Source organism: Paenibacillus chibensis (assembly GCF_004001045.1).
Lineage (GTDB): Bacteria > Bacillota > Bacilli > Paenibacillales > Paenibacillaceae > Paenibacillus_AQ > Paenibacillus_AQ chibensis.
The window spans coordinates 50,368-69,568 of sequence record NZ_BIMK01000001.1 but is presented as its reverse complement, the minus strand read 5'-3'; the positions used below and the strand labels follow the sequence as shown (position 1 = coordinate 69,568).

General features: G+C 53.2%; 23 protein-coding genes. 16 read left to right on the top strand and 7 right to left on the bottom strand.

All coding sequences use genetic code 11. The annotated features are described in order from the left end of the window. Window positions 1-85: 85 nt before the first annotated feature. The 3 genes from PCH05_RS00365 to PCH05_RS00355 all read right to left on the bottom strand — a co-directional run bounded on the left by PCH05_RS00365 (window position 86) and on the right by PCH05_RS00355 (window position 1,792). Complete coding sequence (locus PCH05_RS00365; RefSeq protein WP_127599513.1) at window positions 86-415, bottom strand: SPW repeat protein; 330 nt, start codon at window positions 413-415, stop codon at window positions 86-88. Between the two features lie 189 nt (window positions 416-604). Next, window positions 605-898: a hypothetical protein gene (locus tag PCH05_RS27535; protein ID WP_176587446.1), complete on the bottom strand. Its 294-nt coding sequence runs from the start codon at window positions 896-898 to the stop codon at window positions 605-607. Window positions 899-1,198: 300 nt separating this feature from the next. After that, window positions 1,199-1,792: a hypothetical protein gene (locus tag PCH05_RS00355; protein ID WP_127599511.1), complete on the bottom strand. Its 594-nt coding sequence runs from the start codon at window positions 1,790-1,792 to the stop codon at window positions 1,199-1,201. A gap of 153 nt (window positions 1,793-1,945) precedes the next feature. On the opposite strand from PCH05_RS00355, the gene PCH05_RS00350 reads away from it, so the two are divergent. Both PCH05_RS00350 and PCH05_RS00345 read left to right on the top strand, forming a co-directional pair. Then, the gene (locus PCH05_RS00350; RefSeq protein ID WP_127599509.1) at window positions 1,946-2,185 is read left to right on the top strand and encodes a hypothetical protein; all 240 of its coding nucleotides are present in this window, start codon (window positions 1,946-1,948) and stop codon (window positions 2,183-2,185) included. Window positions 2,186-2,394: 209 nt separating this feature from the next. Further along, complete coding sequence (locus tag PCH05_RS00345) at window positions 2,395-3,951, top strand: FAD-dependent oxidoreductase (RefSeq protein ID WP_127599507.1); 1,557 nt, start codon at window positions 2,395-2,397, stop codon at window positions 3,949-3,951. 116 nt (window positions 3,952-4,067) lie between these two features. On the opposite strand, the gene PCH05_RS00340 is transcribed toward PCH05_RS00345, so the two are convergent. Then, window positions 4,068-4,610, bottom strand: coding sequence for a hypothetical protein (locus PCH05_RS00340; RefSeq protein WP_127599505.1), 543 nt, complete (start codon window positions 4,608-4,610; stop codon window positions 4,068-4,070). A gap of 152 nt (window positions 4,611-4,762) precedes the next feature. Between PCH05_RS00340 and PCH05_RS00335 the strand changes: the two genes are divergently transcribed. Further along, a complete protein-coding gene (locus PCH05_RS00335) occupies window positions 4,763-5,095 on the top strand; it encodes a WGxxGxxG family protein (protein ID WP_127599503.1) in 333 nt (110 codons plus the stop codon). Window positions 5,096-5,216: 121 nt separating this feature from the next. On the opposite strand, the gene PCH05_RS00330 is transcribed toward PCH05_RS00335, so the two are convergent. Then, window positions 5,217-6,041, bottom strand: coding sequence for an alpha/beta hydrolase family protein (locus tag PCH05_RS00330; protein WP_246049299.1), 825 nt, complete (start codon window positions 6,039-6,041; stop codon window positions 5,217-5,219). A gap of 532 nt (window positions 6,042-6,573) precedes the next feature. On the opposite strand from PCH05_RS00330, the gene rsmD reads away from it, so the two are divergent. Together rsmD and coaD are read left to right on the top strand one after the other, a co-directional pair. Beyond that, the gene (gene rsmD, locus PCH05_RS00325) at window positions 6,574-7,188 is read left to right on the top strand and encodes a 16S rRNA (guanine(966)-N(2))-methyltransferase RsmD (protein WP_127599499.1); all 615 of its coding nucleotides are present in this window, start codon (window positions 6,574-6,576) and stop codon (window positions 7,186-7,188) included. Next, entirely contained in the window at window positions 7,175-7,675 is a 501-nt protein-coding gene (gene coaD / locus PCH05_RS00320) for a pantetheine-phosphate adenylyltransferase (RefSeq protein ID WP_127599497.1), read from the top strand. The genes rsmD and coaD overlap by 14 nt, the downstream gene beginning before the upstream one ends. On the opposite strand, the gene PCH05_RS00315 is transcribed toward coaD, so the two are convergent. Then, entirely contained in the window at window positions 7,672-8,904 is a 1,233-nt protein-coding gene (locus tag PCH05_RS00315; protein WP_127599495.1) for a nucleoside recognition domain-containing protein, read from the bottom strand. The two genes, coaD and PCH05_RS00315, sit on opposite strands and share 4 nt — an antisense overlap. Window positions 8,905-9,018: 114 nt before the next feature. Here PCH05_RS00315 and PCH05_RS00310 point away from each other — a divergent pair, with 114 nt between their 5' ends. Further along, complete coding sequence (locus tag PCH05_RS00310) at window positions 9,019-10,050, top strand: SepM family pheromone-processing serine protease (protein WP_127599493.1); 1,032 nt, start codon at window positions 9,019-9,021, stop codon at window positions 10,048-10,050. On the opposite strand, the gene PCH05_RS00305 is transcribed toward PCH05_RS00310, so the two are convergent. Further along, on the bottom strand, window positions 10,047-11,285 hold the full coding sequence (locus PCH05_RS00305; RefSeq protein ID WP_127599491.1) for a nucleotidyltransferase: 1,239 nt from the start codon (window positions 11,283-11,285) through the stop codon (window positions 10,047-10,049). The two genes, PCH05_RS00310 and PCH05_RS00305, sit on opposite strands and share 4 nt — an antisense overlap. Before the next feature lie 187 nt (window positions 11,286-11,472). On the opposite strand from PCH05_RS00305, the gene PCH05_RS00300 reads away from it, so the two are divergent. From PCH05_RS00300 to rnc, 10 genes are all read left to right on the top strand, one after another. Continuing rightward, complete coding sequence (locus PCH05_RS00300) at window positions 11,473-11,982, top strand: YceD family protein (protein WP_127599489.1); 510 nt, start codon at window positions 11,473-11,475, stop codon at window positions 11,980-11,982. Window positions 11,983-12,046: 64 nt separating this feature from the next. After that, complete coding sequence (gene rpmF, locus PCH05_RS00295; RefSeq protein WP_036645943.1) at window positions 12,047-12,220, top strand: 50S ribosomal protein L32; 174 nt, start codon at window positions 12,047-12,049, stop codon at window positions 12,218-12,220. A gap of 207 nt (window positions 12,221-12,427) precedes the next feature. Next, the gene (fapR, locus tag PCH05_RS00290; RefSeq protein ID WP_127599487.1) at window positions 12,428-13,006 is read left to right on the top strand and encodes a transcription factor FapR; all 579 of its coding nucleotides are present in this window, start codon (window positions 12,428-12,430) and stop codon (window positions 13,004-13,006) included. 1 nt (window position 13,007) lies between these two features. After that, window positions 13,008-14,009 (top strand): phosphate acyltransferase PlsX, encoded by a 1,002-nt coding sequence (gene plsX, locus PCH05_RS00285; RefSeq protein ID WP_127599485.1) that lies wholly within the window; start codon window positions 13,008-13,010, stop codon window positions 14,007-14,009. Between the two features lie 4 nt (window positions 14,010-14,013). Further along, window positions 14,014-15,003 (top strand): beta-ketoacyl-ACP synthase III, encoded by a 990-nt coding sequence (locus PCH05_RS00280; protein ID WP_127599483.1) that lies wholly within the window; start codon window positions 14,014-14,016, stop codon window positions 15,001-15,003. 48 nt (window positions 15,004-15,051) lie between these two features. After that, on the top strand, window positions 15,052-15,975 hold the full coding sequence (gene fabD, locus PCH05_RS00275) for an ACP S-malonyltransferase (RefSeq protein WP_127599481.1): 924 nt from the start codon (window positions 15,052-15,054) through the stop codon (window positions 15,973-15,975). A gap of 48 nt (window positions 15,976-16,023) precedes the next feature. Beyond that, window positions 16,024-16,773: a 3-oxoacyl-ACP reductase FabG gene (gene fabG / locus PCH05_RS00270; protein ID WP_127599479.1), complete on the top strand. Its 750-nt coding sequence runs from the start codon at window positions 16,024-16,026 to the stop codon at window positions 16,771-16,773. A gap of 99 nt (window positions 16,774-16,872) precedes the next feature. Beyond that, window positions 16,873-17,106, top strand: coding sequence for an acyl carrier protein (gene acpP, locus PCH05_RS00265; protein WP_019638123.1), 234 nt, complete (start codon window positions 16,873-16,875; stop codon window positions 17,104-17,106). A gap of 138 nt (window positions 17,107-17,244) precedes the next feature. Beyond that, complete coding sequence (fabF, locus tag PCH05_RS00260) at window positions 17,245-18,483, top strand: beta-ketoacyl-ACP synthase II (RefSeq protein ID WP_127599477.1); 1,239 nt, start codon at window positions 17,245-17,247, stop codon at window positions 18,481-18,483. A gap of 12 nt (window positions 18,484-18,495) precedes the next feature. Next, entirely contained in the window at window positions 18,496-19,194 is a 699-nt protein-coding gene (rnc, locus tag PCH05_RS00255; RefSeq protein WP_127599475.1) for a ribonuclease III, read from the top strand. The last annotated feature ends 7 nt before the right edge of the window (window positions 19,195-19,201 follow it).

The following is a 19,201-nucleotide window of genomic DNA, read 5'->3' as shown; positions in this document are numbered from 1 at the left end:
CTGTGAAGCTTGCGCGGTACACAGGTGAAGTGGACGCTCCTGTTGGCTGAAAGCCGCTTTCTTCAGCTTGCGATCGTGAGCCTCATTATGAATCTTTTGCGGATAATGTAAATAGATTGAGAAGAACCGTGACCGCACCCAAGATGATGCTGCTCCACATCACGTTGGATTCAACGGTATAAACGAACGGAAATACAATAAACCATACACCGGCCAGAAGGGAAATCCAGTTTTGCCATGAACCCCATCCCGAACTCGAGAAGGCCCATAAGGATACGATCAGCTGAACCGCTCCGACGATAACACTCGTCCAAAGCGCTCCCTTGTCGTCCGAGTATCCCGCAATCCAGGGAGCAATGATAAACCAGATACCGATCAGGGCGACAATGGTATTATCGACGCTTCTTAACTTCATCCACACACCTCCGTTTAAAATCGATGCCAACATGAGGGTACGTAAAAATCATATGCTGTAAAATAGGGATCATTACAACAATATGTAATTGAGGACATTACAAATATCTATCAAGCAGCCCTGGAATCTCAGAAAACCATGTATTCACGTTAAAATAAAAAAGGCGGCAGAAGCCGCCTTTTGTCCCATCTAAGATCTGGAACGCCGCGGGCCTCGTGGTCCGCCGCCGTGATGTCCGCCGCCTGGTCCGCCAGGTCCACCGGGACCTCCGGGCCCTCCAGGTCCGCCGGGTCCCCAAGGGCCATGATGACCAGGTCCTCCAGGTCCACCAGGGCCGCCAGGGCCGTAATGTCCGCCCGGATAGCCTCCCGGAAAATTGAAATACCACCACGGGAAAGGGGAAGGGTAGGGATAGGGATAATAGGGATACGGATAAGGAGTGGGGTAATAGGGCGAGGACGGGATGTATGGATTGTAAGACATGCGCATTCCTCCTGCACTAACGATTTATAACAGGGTATGCGTACCGAATCATTCGTGATCATAGCCCGGTAAAAATGGGCGGGAGCCGGAAATTGATTTTTTAACTGAATTTAATGATGCCATAAGGAACCTTTCATGTTTCAGGGGGCTTGGTCCTGTATATTTATATGTATAACCCCCTTTGATATATAGTACGGATTTGACCCTGTCGGTAAACAGCCGGCGGGGTCCTTTTTTTGGGGGGGATAACGAAAACGGATATGCCATGTTGACAGGCATATCCGTTTTATTCGTTATCAGCTATTTTTGGTAAGCTCTCATTTTTAAATGGTCTTTGTGAAGAAGCGACTTGAATAGATGCGGATGTATTTTATACCAGGTTGCATGTTGAAAAACGGCCGCATAGTTGTCTACCGGCAGCGTTAGAGCGTCCTGTCCCTTTTGCAGATCCGCGCGGTTGATTGCAATTCGCACCAGTTCTTTGTTTACCGGCTTCCCGCTTGGCGGTGCAGGATTACCAAACAGGCAAACCTCCACGGTACCGATTCCGTCATTCTCAAGCAGGATATGGCTGTATGCCAGAAGCGTCTCCGCGGTATCTAACATCAGCTTATCCGGATCCTCCACTTCATGGCTCAGATTCACCGTGACCGTTTTGTTGTTGGCCCCCTGGAGCTGAATGTCCTTGGCCTGTGCGATGCCGATGACCCCTCTGCCGGAAGCTTCGGCGAGAATGAGCTTGACGTTCTCGCGGGTGACTTCAGCCTTGGACCAGACTTCCTTTTTCTGCGCTACGTTCACCTTAGCCGGCTCGGAATTGCGCGAGCAGGAAGCCAGCAGGAAGCACGCGGCAACCATCATGCATATAACCTTAAAAGGCGATCTGGGCTGCAACTTCATCCCCCTTTCTTTAAGCATGATACAAATGAAGTCTATCAGAACCGGACCCGGAATGGAATACATTAACCATTTATGACAAATTAGACAAAATACCGTTACAATTCTTTAAACTCTAGCATTTACTAATGCTAGAAAGGGGGGAACCCAATGAAGAAGCATTCGTTTGCACGAGACCGTGTCATCAGGCTCCGCAGAGGCCAGTCGATCCGGCTGGTGTGCGGAATTCCGATTTTTACCCGCCGCATTGCGCTGCATCCGGGCGAATTCGTGGTCGCAACCTGTAACGACAGCCCGAATGTAATCATCGTGGGCTGCCAGTCGTTTGACCGGCGAATCCGTGTTCATCTTTTTCCCGGCCAGCAATTAATCGTGAGCTGCCACCGTTAAGGTAAATCCGATCTGAAACAGCGGGCGCCGGAAACCTCCGGCGTCTTTAATTTGATTTGTGGATAATATTTTCATTTTGCTCCAAAAAGGTGTACATATTCTCCAATTGATTTTATAATACCAATGATCAGTTGAATTAGCAGAAATCGGAAACTGCATTATGGTCTTCTTGGGCATTACAAAACTTCATGGAACAGGAGTGATGAAGCATGTTTGATTTGATCATTTTCGGCGGAGGATTGGGCGGCTGCGCGGCGGCGATGTCTGCATGCTCAAAGGGCCTGAAGGTACTCATGACAGAGGAAACCGACTGGATCGGCGGTCAAAGCACGTCCCAGGCCGTACCTCCGGATGAGCACCCTTGGATCGAGGATTTCGGCTGTACGGCGAAATACCGCCAATACCGCGATGAGATTCGGGCATTTTACATAAAAAATATGCCGATCAGCGCCAATGCGCGAACGGACGGCTTCAATCCGGGAGCAGCAATCGTCAGTAATCTTTCGCATGATCCGCGCGTCTCCGTCCATGTGCTTAACGAGATGCTGAGTCCTTATCTGTTGACGGGAGGGCTTACGCTGCTGCTGGAGACCGCTGCCGTTTCAGTGGCGAGAACGGGAAGGGAGCTGCACAGCGCCGAGCTGGTATCCCTGCGCAGCGGAGAGCGCATGACAGTAGAAGGACGTTATTTTATAGACGCGACAGAAACGGGAGACCTTCTGCCACTGGCTTCCATGGAATACGTCACAGGCTCTGAGAGCCGGGCGGAAACGGGGGAAGCGCATGCGACGGAAGAAGCGGACCCGAACAACATCCAGGGCTTTACGCATGTGCTTGCCTTCGAATACGACGAGAATGGCAGCCATGTCATTCCGAAGCCTGAAATGTACGATTTCTGGAAGGAATACCAGCCGCCGCATTGGCCGGACCAAATGCTCAGCCTGACCGGTCCGCATCCGGTTACGCTGGAACGCAGGGAGTACGCCCTGTTTTCCGACGGCAGCAAGTTCCCGTTGTGGAATTACCGCAGGGTGTATGCCAAAGATCAGTATGATATTCAGGACGCGAATGACATCACGCTGCTCAATTGGCCGCAGAATGATTACTTCATCGGAAATATTTACGAAGTGTCCCTGGAAGACAAGCGAAAGCATCTGCATGGCGCCCAGCAGCTCAGTTTGTCTTTGTTCTACTGGCTGCAGACCGAAGCGCCAAGACCGGACGGAGGGAAGGGTTATCCAGGTCTGAAGCTCAGGGGCGACGTGGTCGGAACGCCTACCGGCTTCGCCAAAGCGCCGTATATTCGAGAGTCCAGGCGCATCAAAGCACTCTACACCATTACCGAGCAGGATGTGTCCCCGGCGAGCCAGCCGGCCAAGTCCGCGCTGAAATACGAAGACCGGGTTGGAGTGGGGTCGTACAGCATTGATCTTCATCCAAGCTTCACCGGCGTCTGCTACGTGGATATTCCGGCGCTACCGTATCACATTCCGCTCGGAGCCCTCATCCCCCGGGATATGGACAATGTGCTTGCCGGGAACAAAAACATCGGCACCACGCATATTACGAATGGCTGCTACCGCCTACATCCGACGGAGTGGAACATCGGCGAGGTATGCGGAGAGCTGGTGGCGTATTGCATCCGGCATGGCCAGAGGCCGGCAGCGGTAAGAGAGAACGAAAGCTCGCTGCGAGAGTTCCAGCAGATTCTTAGGGAAGCCGGTGTGCAACTGGAATGGCCGGATGCCTTTTATGAAAAGCGGTAAAACCTCGGGATAATGATGCTGGCTTATCTGCAACCATTGGTCGAATTGAATTGGAGAACGCAAAAAGTCTGCTGCATGTTCAGAAATGCAGCAGACCGCTTTAACGCCAGAATCGTTTATTGCAGGAAAATGGCAAACGAGCAGTCAAGCAGCAGCATACGTTGAAGATTCCCATTTTCATCAAACATCGAAGAAATCGTATAGAATTTGTCTGCATCTTTTGCAATGATTCTTGAATATCCATCCATAAATTTATTGGTGTTCGTATCGTAAACATAGTCTAAATTCGATTCAGAAGGACTTGACATATATTTATCTCCGTATGCTTTGACTACGGTTTGTTTCGGCATGCCGATTTGAACATCATGAGTCGTTTTATATTTTCCCTTGGATTCTGCGTCCAGAACAACAGCTGCAACGTTGCCGTTTCTATAAAAAACAGAGACGCCTCCGTCATATTTGAACATCCCCATATCAGAATTCTCGCCGCTGCCCAATACCTTTTCAGCGTCCTCCCTGCTCATTCCATAATAAACTTTCTTGCCGCCATTCATTTTAATGATGCCTAGATCCTCTTTGGAAATCCCCTCGGCTTTCTTACCGCCACATCCTCCCAATATGAATAAAAACACAAGTGTAAGCAGCATCCACTTATTCATCGCTTTCCCCCTTTTTAGCAACTCCATTTCCCTGATTTTACCATGCGACAGGAATCGCGCCAACGGCATGGGGTGGTTTTCCCGCCAGCCGCTGTTTTTTACTTGGTTCCGGGAGGTTTTGCATAGGAGAAGATGACGCGGGGAATCTTAACATGGAAAATACCATTCTCGGAGGTGAAATGAACATGAGAAGACAAGCTGCAGCCCTGCTGCTGTCCGCCAGCATCTGCCTGATCCTCGCTGCTCCGGCTATGGCGGAAGGCACGAACGACGGTATGCAACATCCAATGAACGAAGTTCATCAGACCGGTACGACGATAAATGAAAACGTGAGGGATTTGAAGCATGATGTGAAGCGGGATACGATCCGCACCAACTCCTTTGACGACACCGGCATCCACAGAACGAATTGGGGTTGGCTGGGATTGATCGGTCTGGTTGGTTTGGCGGGGTTGATGAACAGGAACCGCGAGCCCAGACGCTGAGGTTTACAGACGAACAATTGGAGTTCGTATGACAGCGGAAAGACAGACATAGCTTTAGTACATCGTCCAGCTTTGATATTCAAAGGAAAAGCACTTCCGGATTCGCGCCAGAAGTGCTTTTTCAATGCGTCCGGATCCATGCAAACATCCGGCTGATCGCCAGCATATGCATATCCTCCGGCATATGATGCCCATATCCCTCGTACCAGTGCAAATCGACATCCGCACCGAGCTCCTGCAGACGGTGGTACATTCGCAGCGCATGGCTGGGGTGGACTTGTTCATCTTCGCTTCCTTGGATAATCAGAACGGGACAATGAATGAGCCCCGCCATATGGACGGGCGAACGGGCCTCATAGGCTTCCGGCACCTTCGCGGGATTTCCGACGACCCGCTTGAGCATGCGCCGGAGATCGACGCGCTCCTCATAGGTTTTGGCCAGATCGGACACGCCGCCCCAGAGGACCAGCTGCCGGATATATTCCGTATGCGCCGCTGCGTATGATGCGTTCACCGAGCCGCGGGAGAAGCCCATCGCGGCCATTCGCCCCGAATCGATAAACGGAAGGGCTTCAAGCAGCCTGCAGGCTGCTGGCACATCCTCCATGTCTCCGCCGCCGAATTCATCCCGTCCTTCGCCGCCCTGCGTTCCCCGGTACACAGGGGCAAACACGACGAATCCGCTGCGGGAAAAACGCTCAAGCCACTCCGTCTTGACCTGGCCCACTCGTCCGATTCCCCCGCGGCAATAAATAAGCACGGGCCATTTTTTTGCGTTAATATCCTGCGTCTCCCGCTCCAGATTGCGCGCAATGACCTGCAGAGGCATGTCTTCGCCGCCGTAGAATCCCTGGACCATCTCCTCGAGCCGCACCGGATCGATCCCGAACCCGTAGGGTAGGGAGAGGTATCCTTTGACTTTATAGTCTCCCGAACGATACGTCATATGAATCATCATATCTATCAGCTGCCTTTATTGTTTGTGTGTCAGACTCCATTTTAATGGAAAAGCGGGGGGACTAAACGGATAAACCCGCGAAATAGCTTCCTATGAAAAATCCCCTCCAAGTAGAACTTTAGCGCTCTTCAACAGCACTTGTCTACTCCAAGGGGATCATACGGAAAATGGCGCTCCCTATCCTAACAGGCAAAAAAAAGAACAAAAACCATCGTATACCCGATACGACGGCTTTTGTTCGGAGCCCTCTTTCGAGAGCCCCTTTCATGGGAGAGGAGAAACCGGACGAAGAGCTTATGGGGAAACGTAAGCTTTCCGCGGTTGTCTACGACATTCGTTGATGTCGATAGTTAAAGCATTCCCCGGATAAGCCGTTTTATACATCCTCTGCCAAAAATAGATGGCCAAGGTTCCATTTTTCAAAATCGGTGCGGTTGTGGTACGATATCGTCAGAAATAGACAGGATTCGCAAGCGATGAACTGTTGCAGACAACTGATTTTGGAATGGGTGAGAAAGCGATGAGAGTGGTATCGGGCAGCGCCAAGGGAAGACCGCTTAAAGCGGTGCCAGGCACGGGAACCCGTCCGACGACGGATAAAGTGAAAGAAGCGATTTTTAGCATGATTGGCCCTTATTTTGACGGGGGAACGGCCCTCGATTTGTTTGCGGGCACAGGCGGCCTGGCCATAGAAGCGCTGAGCAGAGGCATGGACAAGGCCATTTTGATTGATATGGACCCGAAAGCGATTGATACGATCCGGGCCAATCTAAAAGCAACAAGGCTGGAGGATCAGGCAGAGGTATACCGCAATGAAGCGGAGCGGGCGATCAAGGTGCTGGACAAACGCGGGGTTTCCCTGGATGTTGTTTTTTTGGACCCGCCATACCGTATGAAGAACGGGGACAAGCTGATGGACTTGATGCACGAAAAAGGAATGCTGAACCGCGGAGCGACGATCGTGCTTGAGCATGAGTCCGGATACGAATATCCGGGCGATTTCGGTCTGTTCTCCTGCGTCCGTCATGCGGAGTATGGGGAAACGGCGGTTTCCATATATAAATATCAAAAAAACGAATCGGTCTTGTCCGAAAGCGAGGCCGCCGAGGAGGATGGAAATGATGTCAACCCATAAGCGCGTAGCGGTATACCCGGGCAGCTTTGATCCGGTCACGATGGGGCATTTGGACATTATCCAGCGTGCGGCGAGGCAGTTTGACGTACTTGTCGTGGCGGTACTGAACAACCGGAGCAAGCAGCCGCTGTTTTCAATCGAAGAACGGATGGAGCTGATTCGCCGGGTGACGGCCCACCTGCCGAACGTGGAGGTGGACAGCTTCCGGGATTTGACGGCCAATTATGTCCGTCAGCGGAACGCGCAGGCCATTGTGCGCGGCGTTCGGTCGGTGACGGATTTTGAATACGAACTGCAAATGGCATCTACCAATCACAAGCTGAATCCGGATGCCGAAACGGTCTTTATGATGACGAACCCCAAATATTCCTATTTGAGCTCCAGCATTGTCAAAGAGATTGCGGCATTTCACGGCGACGTGAAGGATCTGGTTCCTGTGGAAGTGGAAGAAGCGATCCGACTCAAATACAGCGCATCTGATCTTTAGCGGGAATGTTTACGGACGGACAGCAGCAGCATAAAAATCGTGGAGCAGCCGAGCATGATCAAGAGAAGCATACCCTGCCACTGAAGCATTTGAGGGATGACTTTCCACAGGTTGAACACCGCGCCCGAATTTGCCGGAAGCTCCCCGCGGCTGTTGAATACGGAGCTGGCGCTTTCCGGAAGAAAGCGGACGAGCGGCCAAACCAGCCAGGTTATCGCAAAAGCAAGCACACCATGAAACAGGCGGACCAAGGTGAAATGGGGCCACCGGATTCCGGTGTTTCGAAGGACCGACATTGACTGCAGGATAGCGCTGATTCCGCTAAAACCAAGCAGGGCGGACATGACGGACCACTGCAACCTGCCTTCCATAAAGGAGGCAGCGCTCAAATCCTTGGCACCGAGATGGACTTCAAACAGCCCCGACAGTCCGTAGGATGGAAATCCGTCCGGCACGAGCCGGCTGACGATTTGGATGACGACGGCAAAAATAATGATGTAACCCCCGACCATCATCAGCGTCTGGACCGCATGGGTTACCGAATCTCCGAGCAATCTGCCGAAGCTGCGGCCGTCCTTGGCATGGGCGCGCTTGGCCGACTGCAGGGAACGGTAGAGCAGGGAGCGGCGCTCTTGCTCTTTGAAGGGTTTATTTGCAAGTGGGGCCTCGGCAGATGTTTCTGCGGGCCGGCCCTTTTCCGATGTTCTGCCCAGAAGGAGAAACACAAGCAGACCGGAGACCCAGTGAATTAGAAGGATGATATACCCCGCCGCCGTTTCGTGCATCAGACCGGTTGCGATCACGATCAGAATCAGCATGGGATTGCAAAAGTGGGTCAGCGCTGCGAGCTTGCCTGCGTCCTTGGCGCTCAATTCTCCCTGGTCATGAAGCTGGCGGGCTGCCTGGGCGCCGCCGGGAAATCCCGTCGTCATTCCCATGGCGAGCACCCAGCCGCCAATGCCGGGAAGCTTGAACAGACGGTTCATGAATGGTTCAAGCCAGACACCGAGCGCATGGACCCAGCCATAAGCGATGAGAATTTCGGACAGCATAATAAAGGGCAGCAGCGCGGGGAATACGATTTGCCACCATAGCTGCAAGCCTTGCAGAGAAGCCTGGAAGGCCGGGGCGGGATTACTGACAACGGCAGCCACCAAAGCAAGGGAGCCTGCGCCAAGCAGAAAAGTGGCCGAAGCGGGCGCCAAGCGGAGAGGGGCTTTTTTTTTCATGATTTTCACCTCTTCTGAGTAAACATAGCTAGTACACAATCTATGCTGGGAAGACAACCATAAGACCAGGGGAGCAGGATGGGAATGAGAGAAGGAAACAAGTTGCGAGGAACGATGAGAAAACGGGAAGGGCTGCGCCTGATCTCCTACCTTTTCATGGTAGTTCTGCTGGTATACGTAACGGTCTATATGCCGACGCCGTACATTATTTACCAGCCTGGCAGCGCGGATGAAGTGAAACCGATGCTTTCGGTTCCCGACGGAGATCATCAGGAGAAGGGCTCGTTCATGATGACGACGGTTTCGGCCAGCTACGCGAACCTGGTCATGCTGATCGCTTCGGCGTTCAATCCGAATGCAGAAATCGATCAGAAGGAGGCCCGCCTTGGCGATAAAAGCGAGGACGAATACGCGGCGGAGCAGGTCTACCTCATGAGCGACTCGCAGTCTTCCGCGATGGAAGCGGCATATCATGAAGCTCATATTACGTACAGCATCGTTCCCCAGTACTTATTTATTTTTTCTACGCCAGAGGGAGACGAAGCCCGTAAAAATTTCAAACCCGGCGACCGGTTGTCCGAAGTGGACGGGAAACCGATGACGGACAACGAGAGCTTAAGCAAGCTTTTGAAGACGAAAAAGGTGGGAGACCAGGTTAACGTCAAGCTGATCCGCGGCGGCCAGACTTTAGAGGAACGTGTCAAGCTCATTGAGCTGAAGGACAAGGACACGAACCAAACGCGTCCCGGACTCGGCGTCACGATCGCGACGATGCAAAGGGTTGAAGCGAAGGATCCGGGCCTGCAGGTTAATTTTGAAAATACCCGGGTCGGAGGTCCTTCCGCGGGGTTGATGTTTACGATGGAAATCTACAACCAGCTGACGGACGGCGATTTGACCAAAGGCTACCAGGTGGCCGGCACCGGAACCATTGATAAGGACGGCAAGGTAGGTCCGATCGGAGGGGTTCAGCATAAAATCGTCGCGGCAGACCGGAAACATGCGGAAATCTTCTTCGTGCCGAAGGACAACTATGCCGAAGCCAAGGCCAAGGCGGATAAAATAAAAACCGGCATGAAGCTCGTGCCGGTAAATACGCTTGAGGATGCCATTGCGTATATGAATGGCCTGAAAGCCAAATCTTAATCGAATCGGCGAATCGGCGCTTCGAAGTAATCACGGAACGTCTGGCGTACGTCTGGAGCCGGATAGGCGTTCGCATAAGCCGCCGAAACCCGCAGATCCAGCTCCAGCTGCGGATGATCGAAAGATGAAGGCTTGACGAGCACCGGCAGGGCGGCCGTTTTCTTCATCGTTTTCAGCAGCCCTTGTCCGGCGCGGCTGAAGCCTAACACGCGGATGTACCCGGGTCCTGCGGCGAGGGCGGCAGGCGACATTTCCGCCTTGGTGTGGCGCAGCAAAATATGGGTGAGCATCCGCTGCAGCTTCGTATGGGTGTAGCGCTTGGTCTTCAGCGCTGCCAGCAGCGCTTCCGTAGTCGGCTGCTGTAAGGCGTAGAGCGCCCGCTTCAGCCGGTGCTCCAGGCCCTCTGTGACCTCATGCAGCGTTTCCAGCTCCTGCACGGAGCTGGTGAGCAGTAGATGCATCAGCGGCCCGCGAAAGGATTCCCAGGTTACAGGACCGCGGCCTTCCCGGAATTCGCGGCTTAGGATGCGAAGCGTTGATTCCGGGAGATACGGGGCTGCTGCATCCAAATCCTGCGTCAGCAGCATGCGCCGGACCGCGGTAGCGCTGGCGATCGCCGAGTGGCTAGGCATTTCGTCATGATACCCGGCATGGATTCTCGGGATGGTGAAGGGACGAATCGCGCTTTTCAGCCGGTGCAGCGCGATCAGGTAGTGAAGCCCAAGCGTATGATTCGGCTTCTGGAGCATTTGAAGCAGCTCTTCCTCGCTGCCGCCTATGCCGGCCGCGGCTGCGGCGGCTCTGCTGTATGCGGCAGGATAATTCATTCCTTCACGGAGATGAATGCTGATTCGCTCCTGGAGCTCCGGGCTTTCGTCTGCAAGAAGACGGGAGACGGGAAGCAGCAGATCCAGCGAACCGCTTTCCGTACCGAAGCATAGGCTGTCCACGACGCCGGTGGCATGAAGAAGGGCGACACCGCCGTAAGCGAACCATTCCGCGGGCTGAACCGCGTAGGAAACCGGCAGCTCGATTACGAGATCGGCACCCATGGCGAGCGCCATCTCGGCACGGGCAAACTTGCTGACGATGCCAGGCTCGCCGCGCTGGAGGAACGGTCCGCTTAACACGGCCACCGAATGCTCGGCGCCCGTTATTTCCTTGGCTCGGGTATAATGATGTACATGACCGTTATGTAAAGGATTATATTCAACGATTAGTCCGACAGCTGACACCGTTTGTTCAACTCCATCCTGCGCTTGATTTCTATACAATATATCATAAAAGCTAGCAAGCCCTGCAACAATAGGTACTGCGGGTTCGGAATTTCACAACCGTTCAAACAGCAAAGTAAAGGTCAAACTATTGACAAAGCTTCCCGAAAATCGGTATAATAATTTTTGTTTGTTTGGAGTGATACTTATGCACTTTCAATTTAGAAAAATGGCAGCCAGCAGCGAGCCGCTGCAGGTCCGTCAGCAAGTGGATGTAAGCCGTTTAGTTCAAGGGCTTGGCGATATCAAGGTGCCTCAGCCGCTTCTAGCGGATCTGAAAGCAACTTATGTCGGTCAGGATGCGGTGGACGTGCAAGGAAAGCTCTCGGTAGAGCTGGACATGTCCTGTTCCCGCTGCTTGAAACCATTGCATCAGCATCTGAACATTCCATTCCACGAGCAGTTCAAGCTTGTGAAGCCGTCCGAAGAGACGGATAACGAGGATGACGACACGATTTACGTGAATGATGAAAATGTGGATCTCGTTCCGTACGTGGAGGAATCATTCGTGCTTCATATCCCGATGACCGCCGTATGCAAGGATACTTGCAAGGGCTTGTGCCCGAACTGCGGAAAGGACTTGAACGAAGGCACCTGCGACTGCGACACGGAAGTGGTTGATCCACGGCTTGCGGCACTAAAAGATTTTTTCAAATGAGCATGCAAGTATTTACACCGGGGGTCTCATAGCCTGCGGTTTATTGAAATAAGGAGGTGGGAACATGGCAGTACCTCAACGGAGAACGTCCAAAACGCGTCGTGACAAACGTCGTACTCACTTTAAACTGGCAGTGCCGGGCATGGTGAAATGTGAACAATGCGGAGAATTGAAGCTTGCTCACCACGTATGCAAAGTGTGCGGAACGTATAAATCAAGAGAAATTATTTCGCAGTAATGCGAAAGATCAAGTAGTACTTCATCTAGTGGTGAGGTGCTATTTTTTTTGTCCGCTCTTCCTTTTTGGCTTGCCATGCTTTATACTGTTTTAGTACCAGGTTCTAAAATGATTCGGAAAAATCTTTAATTTGCAGCCCTACCATGACGGCCCTCAAAAAGCCGATTTGATAAAAAGAAGACATTGGAGGTGCCTCTGATCGAACGGTTGCCCAAGAAACAGCGACATCAGCATCTATTGAAACTAATTGAAGATAATCCGTTTGTGACGGACCGCGAATTAACCCGCGAGCTGAAGGTCAGCATTCAGACCATACGGTTGGACCGAATGGAGCTCGGGATACCGGAGCTGCGGGAACGCATGAAGCAGATGGCCGAGCATTCGTACGACCAGGTCCGTTCGCTTCCGCTGGATGAGGTTGTCGGTGAGGTCGTGGACCTGCAGCTGGACAAAAGCGGCATCTCCATATTTGAAATTCGGGACGAGCATGTCTTTTCGCGAACGCATATTGCGCGCGGCCATTACGTATTTGCCCAGGCGAATTCCTTGGCGGTAGCCCTGATCAATGACGAGATTGCGTTGACCGCGTCGGCGGACATCCGTTTTTTGCGGCAGGTCCATCTGGGCGAGAAATGCATCGCGAAAGCATACGTGCGATCGATGAACGGGCATAAAGGAAAAGCTAAGGTCGAGGTGTTCACATACGTGGGCGAGGAAATGGTATTCCAGGGCAATTTCGTCATTTACCGGTCGACTGGGGAAGATAACATTGAAGGAGGAATGTAATATGCGGATCGCCATCGACGCCATGGGCGGCGACAACGCTCCCGAATGCAATGTTGAGGGAGCGCTTGCCGCTGCAGCACAGTGGAAAGATACTCATATTATTCTGGTAGGGGACGAATCGAAGCTTCAGCCTCTGCTCAGCAAAAACGGCGGGCAGCTTCCTTCCAATATCAGCGTCCGCCATGCAGGCGAGGTGATTGAGCCTGAGGATGAGCCGGTCAAGGCGGTGCGGCGCAAGAAGGATGCCTCGATGGTTGTAGCCGGACGCATGCTGAAAGAAAAAGAAGCCGATGCGATGATTTCAGCCGGCAACACCGGGGCTTTGATGACGACGGGCCTCTTGGTGGTGGGACGGATGGAAGGCATCGAACGTCCGGCCCTTGCTCCTATGATTCCTACGCTGGACGGCGCTGGCGTACTGGCGCTGGATCTCGGCGCGAATATGGACGCCAAGCCGGAGCATCTGGCGCAGTATGCGCTGATGGGCAGCTTGTACCGGCAGAAGGTAATGGGCGTCGACAAGCCGCGCGTCGGCTTGCTCAACGTAGGCACCGAACCGGGCAAGGGCAATGAGCTGACCAAGCATGCCTATCCGCTGCTCGAACAGATGCCGATTCATTTTGTCGGCAATGTGGAAGCGCGCGATATCATGTACGGCACATGTGACGTGCTTGTTTGCGACGGCTTCGCCGGGAATATTTTGCTGAAAGCCGTTGAAGGTACGGCCGGTGCCATGTTCAAGCTGCTCAAAGAGCAGTTCAGCCAGAATCTCAAAAGCAAGCTGGGGGCAGCCATCCTCATGCCGCAGCTGCGCGGACTCAAAGACAAGCTCGATTATAAAGAGCACGGCGGGGCACCGCTTCTGGGCCTCAGCGGCCTTATTGTCAAAAGCCACGGTTCCGCTGACGGCAATGCCATTAAGAACTCCGTCCGTCAAGCCAGAATCGCCATCGAAAATCAGTTGGTAGAGAGCATTTCAAACGAAATCAGGGGAAGAGAGTGACGATATGAACAATTTACGCCCAGTAGGGATCATCGGAACAGGAATGTATGTGCCGGAGAAGGTTTTAACCAATGCTGATCTTGAAAAAATGGTGGAAACAAACGATGAATGGATCGTTTCCCGTACAGGAATTCGTGAACGCCATATCGCGGCTCCGGATCAGGCAACCTCCGATCTGTGCTACGAAGCTGCGGTTAAAGCGCTGGCATCCGCGGGCATGACGGCGGATCAACTCGATCTGATTATCATCGCAACCGTAACGCCGGATACGTTCTTTCCTTCGACGGCCTGCATCCTGCAAGATAAGCTGGGCGCCAAACAGGCGGCGGCATTTGATTTGTCCGCCGCTTGTTCGGGATTCGTATACGGACTCGCGACCGCCCGTAATTTTATCAGTACAGGCATGTACAACAATGCGCTGGTTATCGGCGCCGACTGCTTGTCCCGGATTACGGATTATACAGACCGCAACACCTGTGTCCTCTTCGGCGACGGTGCCGGAGCTGTTATCCTCGGCGAAGTACCGGAAGGCCGCGGCTTCCAATCCTTCGACCTCGGTGCCGAAGGCGCCGGCGGCAGCTTGCTGAAGCTGGAAGCAGGCGGCTCGAGATTGCCTTCCTCGGCGGAAACCGTTGAGGGCAAGAAGCATTACATCTATATGAACGGACGCGAGGTGTTCAAATTCGCGGTTCGCGTCATGAACACCGCTACGGCGGACGTGTTGAAGAAAGCCGGCAAGACCAAAGAGGATATCGATTTGTTCGTGCCTCACCAAGCCAATATCCGGATTATCCAATCCGCGATGGAACGGCTCGATTTGTCTCCGGATAAATGCGTCATCAATGTGGACCGGTATGCCAACACGTCGGCGGCATCCATTCCGCTGGCACTGGTGGAAGCGGCCGAGCAGGGCCGGATCAACGAGGGAGATTGCGTGCTGATGGTTGGATTCGGCGGCGGTCTCACGTGGGGAGCATCCGTACTGATCTGGTAATTATCATTTCATTCTAATGGAACTATCGTATTGGAGAGGAGCCGGAAAATGGGAAAAACGGCATTTGTGTTTCCCGGACAGGGAGCCCAGTCTGTCGGTATGGGCAAGGATTTTTACGAGGCGGTTCCCGCTTCCAAGGAAATCATCGACAGCGCGGACCGCGCGCTTGGCTTCTCGCTGTCTTCGATGATGTTCGAAGGCCCGGACAGCGAGCTGAAGAAGACGTATAATACGCAGCCTGCGCTGCTTACAGCCAGCGTGGCTGCGCTGGAGGCATTGCGTGAGAAAGGCGTGACGCCTGATTATGTGGCAGGTCACAGCCTTGGCGAATACAGTGCGCTGGTAGCGTCAGGCGTTCTCCGTTTTGAGGACGCAGTCGCTACCGTCCGCGCACGCGGCGAATACATGGAGGCTGCCGTTCCAGGAGGGCAAGGCGCCATGGCAGCCGTCCTGGGAGCAGACCGTACAGCGCTTGAGGAGCTTTGCCGCAGCATCACCGAGGGCGGTCAGCTGGTGGAAATGGCCAACATCAACTGCCCTGGACAGATCGTGGTGTCCGGATCCAAGGAAGGCGTCGCTGCTTGCGGCGAACGCGTCAAGGAGGCCGGCGGCAAAAGAGCGATTCCGCTGGAAGTCAGCGGACCGTTCCATTCGTCCCTGATGAAGGAAGCGGCTCAGCGCCTGGCGGACAAGCTTGCTTCTGTATCCTTCCAGGAGCCTTCCGTACCCGTGGTGGCCAATGTAACGGCCCGTCCTGCGGAAGGCGCGGAGAATATCCGTACCCTCCTGGTGGAGCAGGTATATTCTCCCGTGCTTTGGGAAGATACCGTAGCATATCTGATTGCTGAAGGCGTGGACACGTTTGTGGAGATCGGACCGGGCAACGTGCTGACCGGGCTGATCAAAAAAATGGACAAGACCGTCAAGCTGATCAATGTGAATACGCTGGAAAGCCTTTCGGCTCAATTCTAGACCGATCGACTCAACAACACGTATACCCTGAAGAAAGGAGAATGTTGCATGTCCAAAGCATTGCAGGGACAAGCTGCGCTTGTCACCGGGGCCTCCCGCGGAATCGGACGCAGTATCGCGCTCGCGCTTGCTGAAGCCGGGGCGAATGTCGCCGTGAATTACGCGGGAAGCGAAGCTGCCGCCCAGGCAGTCGTCGAGGAGATCAAGCAGCTGGGCGTCGACGCATTTGCCATCCAGGCCAACGTGGGTCAATCCGAGCAGGCTGAGAATCTGATCAAAGAGGTCGCCGGCAAATTCGGCCGGATCGATATTCTGGTCAATAATGCCGGCATTACGAGAGATAACCTGATTATGCGCATGAAAGAGGACGAATTCGATCAAGTGATCGAAACGAATCTGAAAGGCGTATTCAATTGCCTTAAATCCGTGAGCCGTCCGATGATGAAGCAGCGCTACGGCCGCATCATCAATATTTCATCGGTTGTCGGCGTGCTCGGCAATGCCGGTCAGGCGAACTACGTTGCAGCCAAGGCAGGCGTAATCGGCCTGACCAAATCCTCTGCGCGTGAGCTTGCCTCGCGGGGCATTACGGTCAACTGCGTGGCTCCGGGCTTTATCGATACCGACATGACCCGTGAGCTTACCGATGACCTGAAAGACAAAATGATTCAGGATATTCCGCTTTCCCGTCTTGGACAGCCGGAGGAAATTGCCAAAGTTGTGGTTTTCCTGGCTTCCGAAGGGGCATCCTATATGACAGGACAAACCCTTCACGTAGACGGCGGCATGTATATGTAATGCCCCAAACAGGCGAAAAAGCCTGAAAGAGAACCGTTTTCATAGCCTCTGGCATTTTGAAAGCTTTTCTCGTATAATACCAAAGAGGAGGTGAACCGGATGTCCGATGTATTGGAGCGTGTAAAACGCATCGTCGTGGATCGTTTGGGTGCTGACGAAGCTGAGGTAACACTGGAAGCATCTTTTAAAGATGATCTTGGTGCTGATTCTCTCGACGTTGTTGAACTAGTCATGGAATTGGAAGACGAATTTGATCTGGAAATCTCTGATGAAGATGCAGAGAAAATTACGACCGTAGGTGAAGTTGTAAATTACATACAATCTCATACCTAAGTCATTTGATAAGTCCCGTACTGCTCTACAGGCGGGACTTCTCCTCATTTTTAAAAGTTATAGGGCAATACCATGAATATATATTTGCATCGAACAATGTTGCATTGGTACATGCAGTCGATATAGAGGTGAATGTATTTGAATCATAGAGTGGTTGTAACCGGTATGGGCGTTGTAACGTCTCTCGGCCATGACCTGGACACGTTTTGGAATAACTTGATGGCTGGCAAATCCGGCGTTTCCCGGATTGAATCCTTCGACGTCAGCGAATACCCTACGCAGATCGCGGCTTCCGTCAAAGACTTTAACCCGGAAGAATTCATGGACCGCAAGGATGCCCGGAAAATGGACCGTTTCGTCCAGCTTGCCGTGGCTGCGGGCAAATCCGCGCTTGAGAACAGCGGCCTTGACATCCAGAAGGATGCCGACGCTAATCGCGTAGGCATTTCCATCGGGTCCGGCATTGGCGGACTCGGAACATGGGAAGACCAGCACAATATTTTGCTTGAAAAGGGCCCTAAACGCGTGAGTCCTTTCTTTATCCCGATGATGATCGCCAACATGGCTTCCGGCCAATTGTCCATCATGCTCGGAGCGAAGGGACCGAACACTACGCCGGTTACGGCGTGTGCAACCGGATCGCATGCGATTGGCGATTCCTACAAGCTTATTCAGCGCGGTGATGCCGATGTAATGATTTGCGGCGGAGCCGAAGCGACGATTCGTCCGACGGGTATGGCCGGCTTCTGCGCCATGCGTGCAATGTCGACGCGGAATGACGAGCCTGAAAAGGCGAGCCGTCCTTTCGATACGGGCCGGGATGGATTCGTAATGGGTGAAGGGGCAGGCATTCTCGTGCTTGAATCCCTGGAGCATGCGCAAAAGCGCGGCGCTCACATTATCGCGGAAGTGCTTGGGTACGGTCTCAGCGGAGATGCTCATCATATGACTGAGCCTGATCCGGACGGACCGGCACGCTGCATGGCCATGGCGATGCGCGACGCCGGAATTCAGCCGGAGGAAGTGGACTATATTAATGCCCACGGAACTTCGACGCCGGTAGGCGACCGTTCCGAGACCATTGCGATCAAGAAGGCGCTCGGAGACCATGCCTACAAGGTAGCCGTGAGCTCGACCAAATCCATGACAGGCCATCTGCTCGGCGCCGCCGGCGGCGTGGAAGCCGTCATTTGCGGTTTGTCGCTGCAGAACCAAAAAATCGCGCCGACGATTAATCTCGATGATCAGGATCCGGAATGTGATCTGGACTATGTGCCGAATCATCCGCGCGACGCGAAGCTTGACATTGTAATGTCCAACTCTTTTGGCTTTGGCGGCCATAACGCCACGATTATTCTTAAAAAATTCGATGAGTAAGGGGACGATTTGTTGAGTGGAGATCTGAAGCAGTTACAGCAGAAACTTCAAATCCAATTTCACAATCGGCTGCTGCTGAAACAGGCCTTTACCCACGCTTCTTATGTCAACGAACACCGCTTTAGCCAGCAGCAGGATAATGAACGCCTCGAATTCCTGGGTGACGCCGTGCTGGAGCTGACGGTATCCGAATATTTGTATCAACTTTTTCCGAACCGTCCTGAAGGTGAGCTGACGAAGCTGCGCGCGGCGATTGTCTGCGAGCCGTCGCTCGTGAAATTTGCGGAGAGCCTTGAATTCGGGCAGTATGTGCTGCTTGGCAAAGGGGAAGAGCTGACCGGCGGGCGTACCCGCCCGGCTCTGCTTGCGGACGTGTTTGAATCGTTTGTCGGAGCACTGTATCTCGACCAAGGCCTGGAAGCAGCCCGTTCGTTTTTGCAAACGTACGTGTTTCCGCTGGTCGAAGCGGGCGGCAATTTGCAGATGAGCGATTTCAAGACCGAACTGCAAGAATTGACGCAGCATCATAACATGGGCGCTCTGGAATACCGGATCGTTGAAGAACGGGGTCCGGCGCATGAGCGCGAGTTTGTCTCCGAGGTTTATATGGGCAATGAGCGTGTGGGAAGAGGATCGGGCCGCTCCAAAAAAGAAGCCGAGCAGCAAGCTGCTGCAGTCGCATTAAAGCAGCTGAAGCTGGCGGGAAATTGACGGCTCC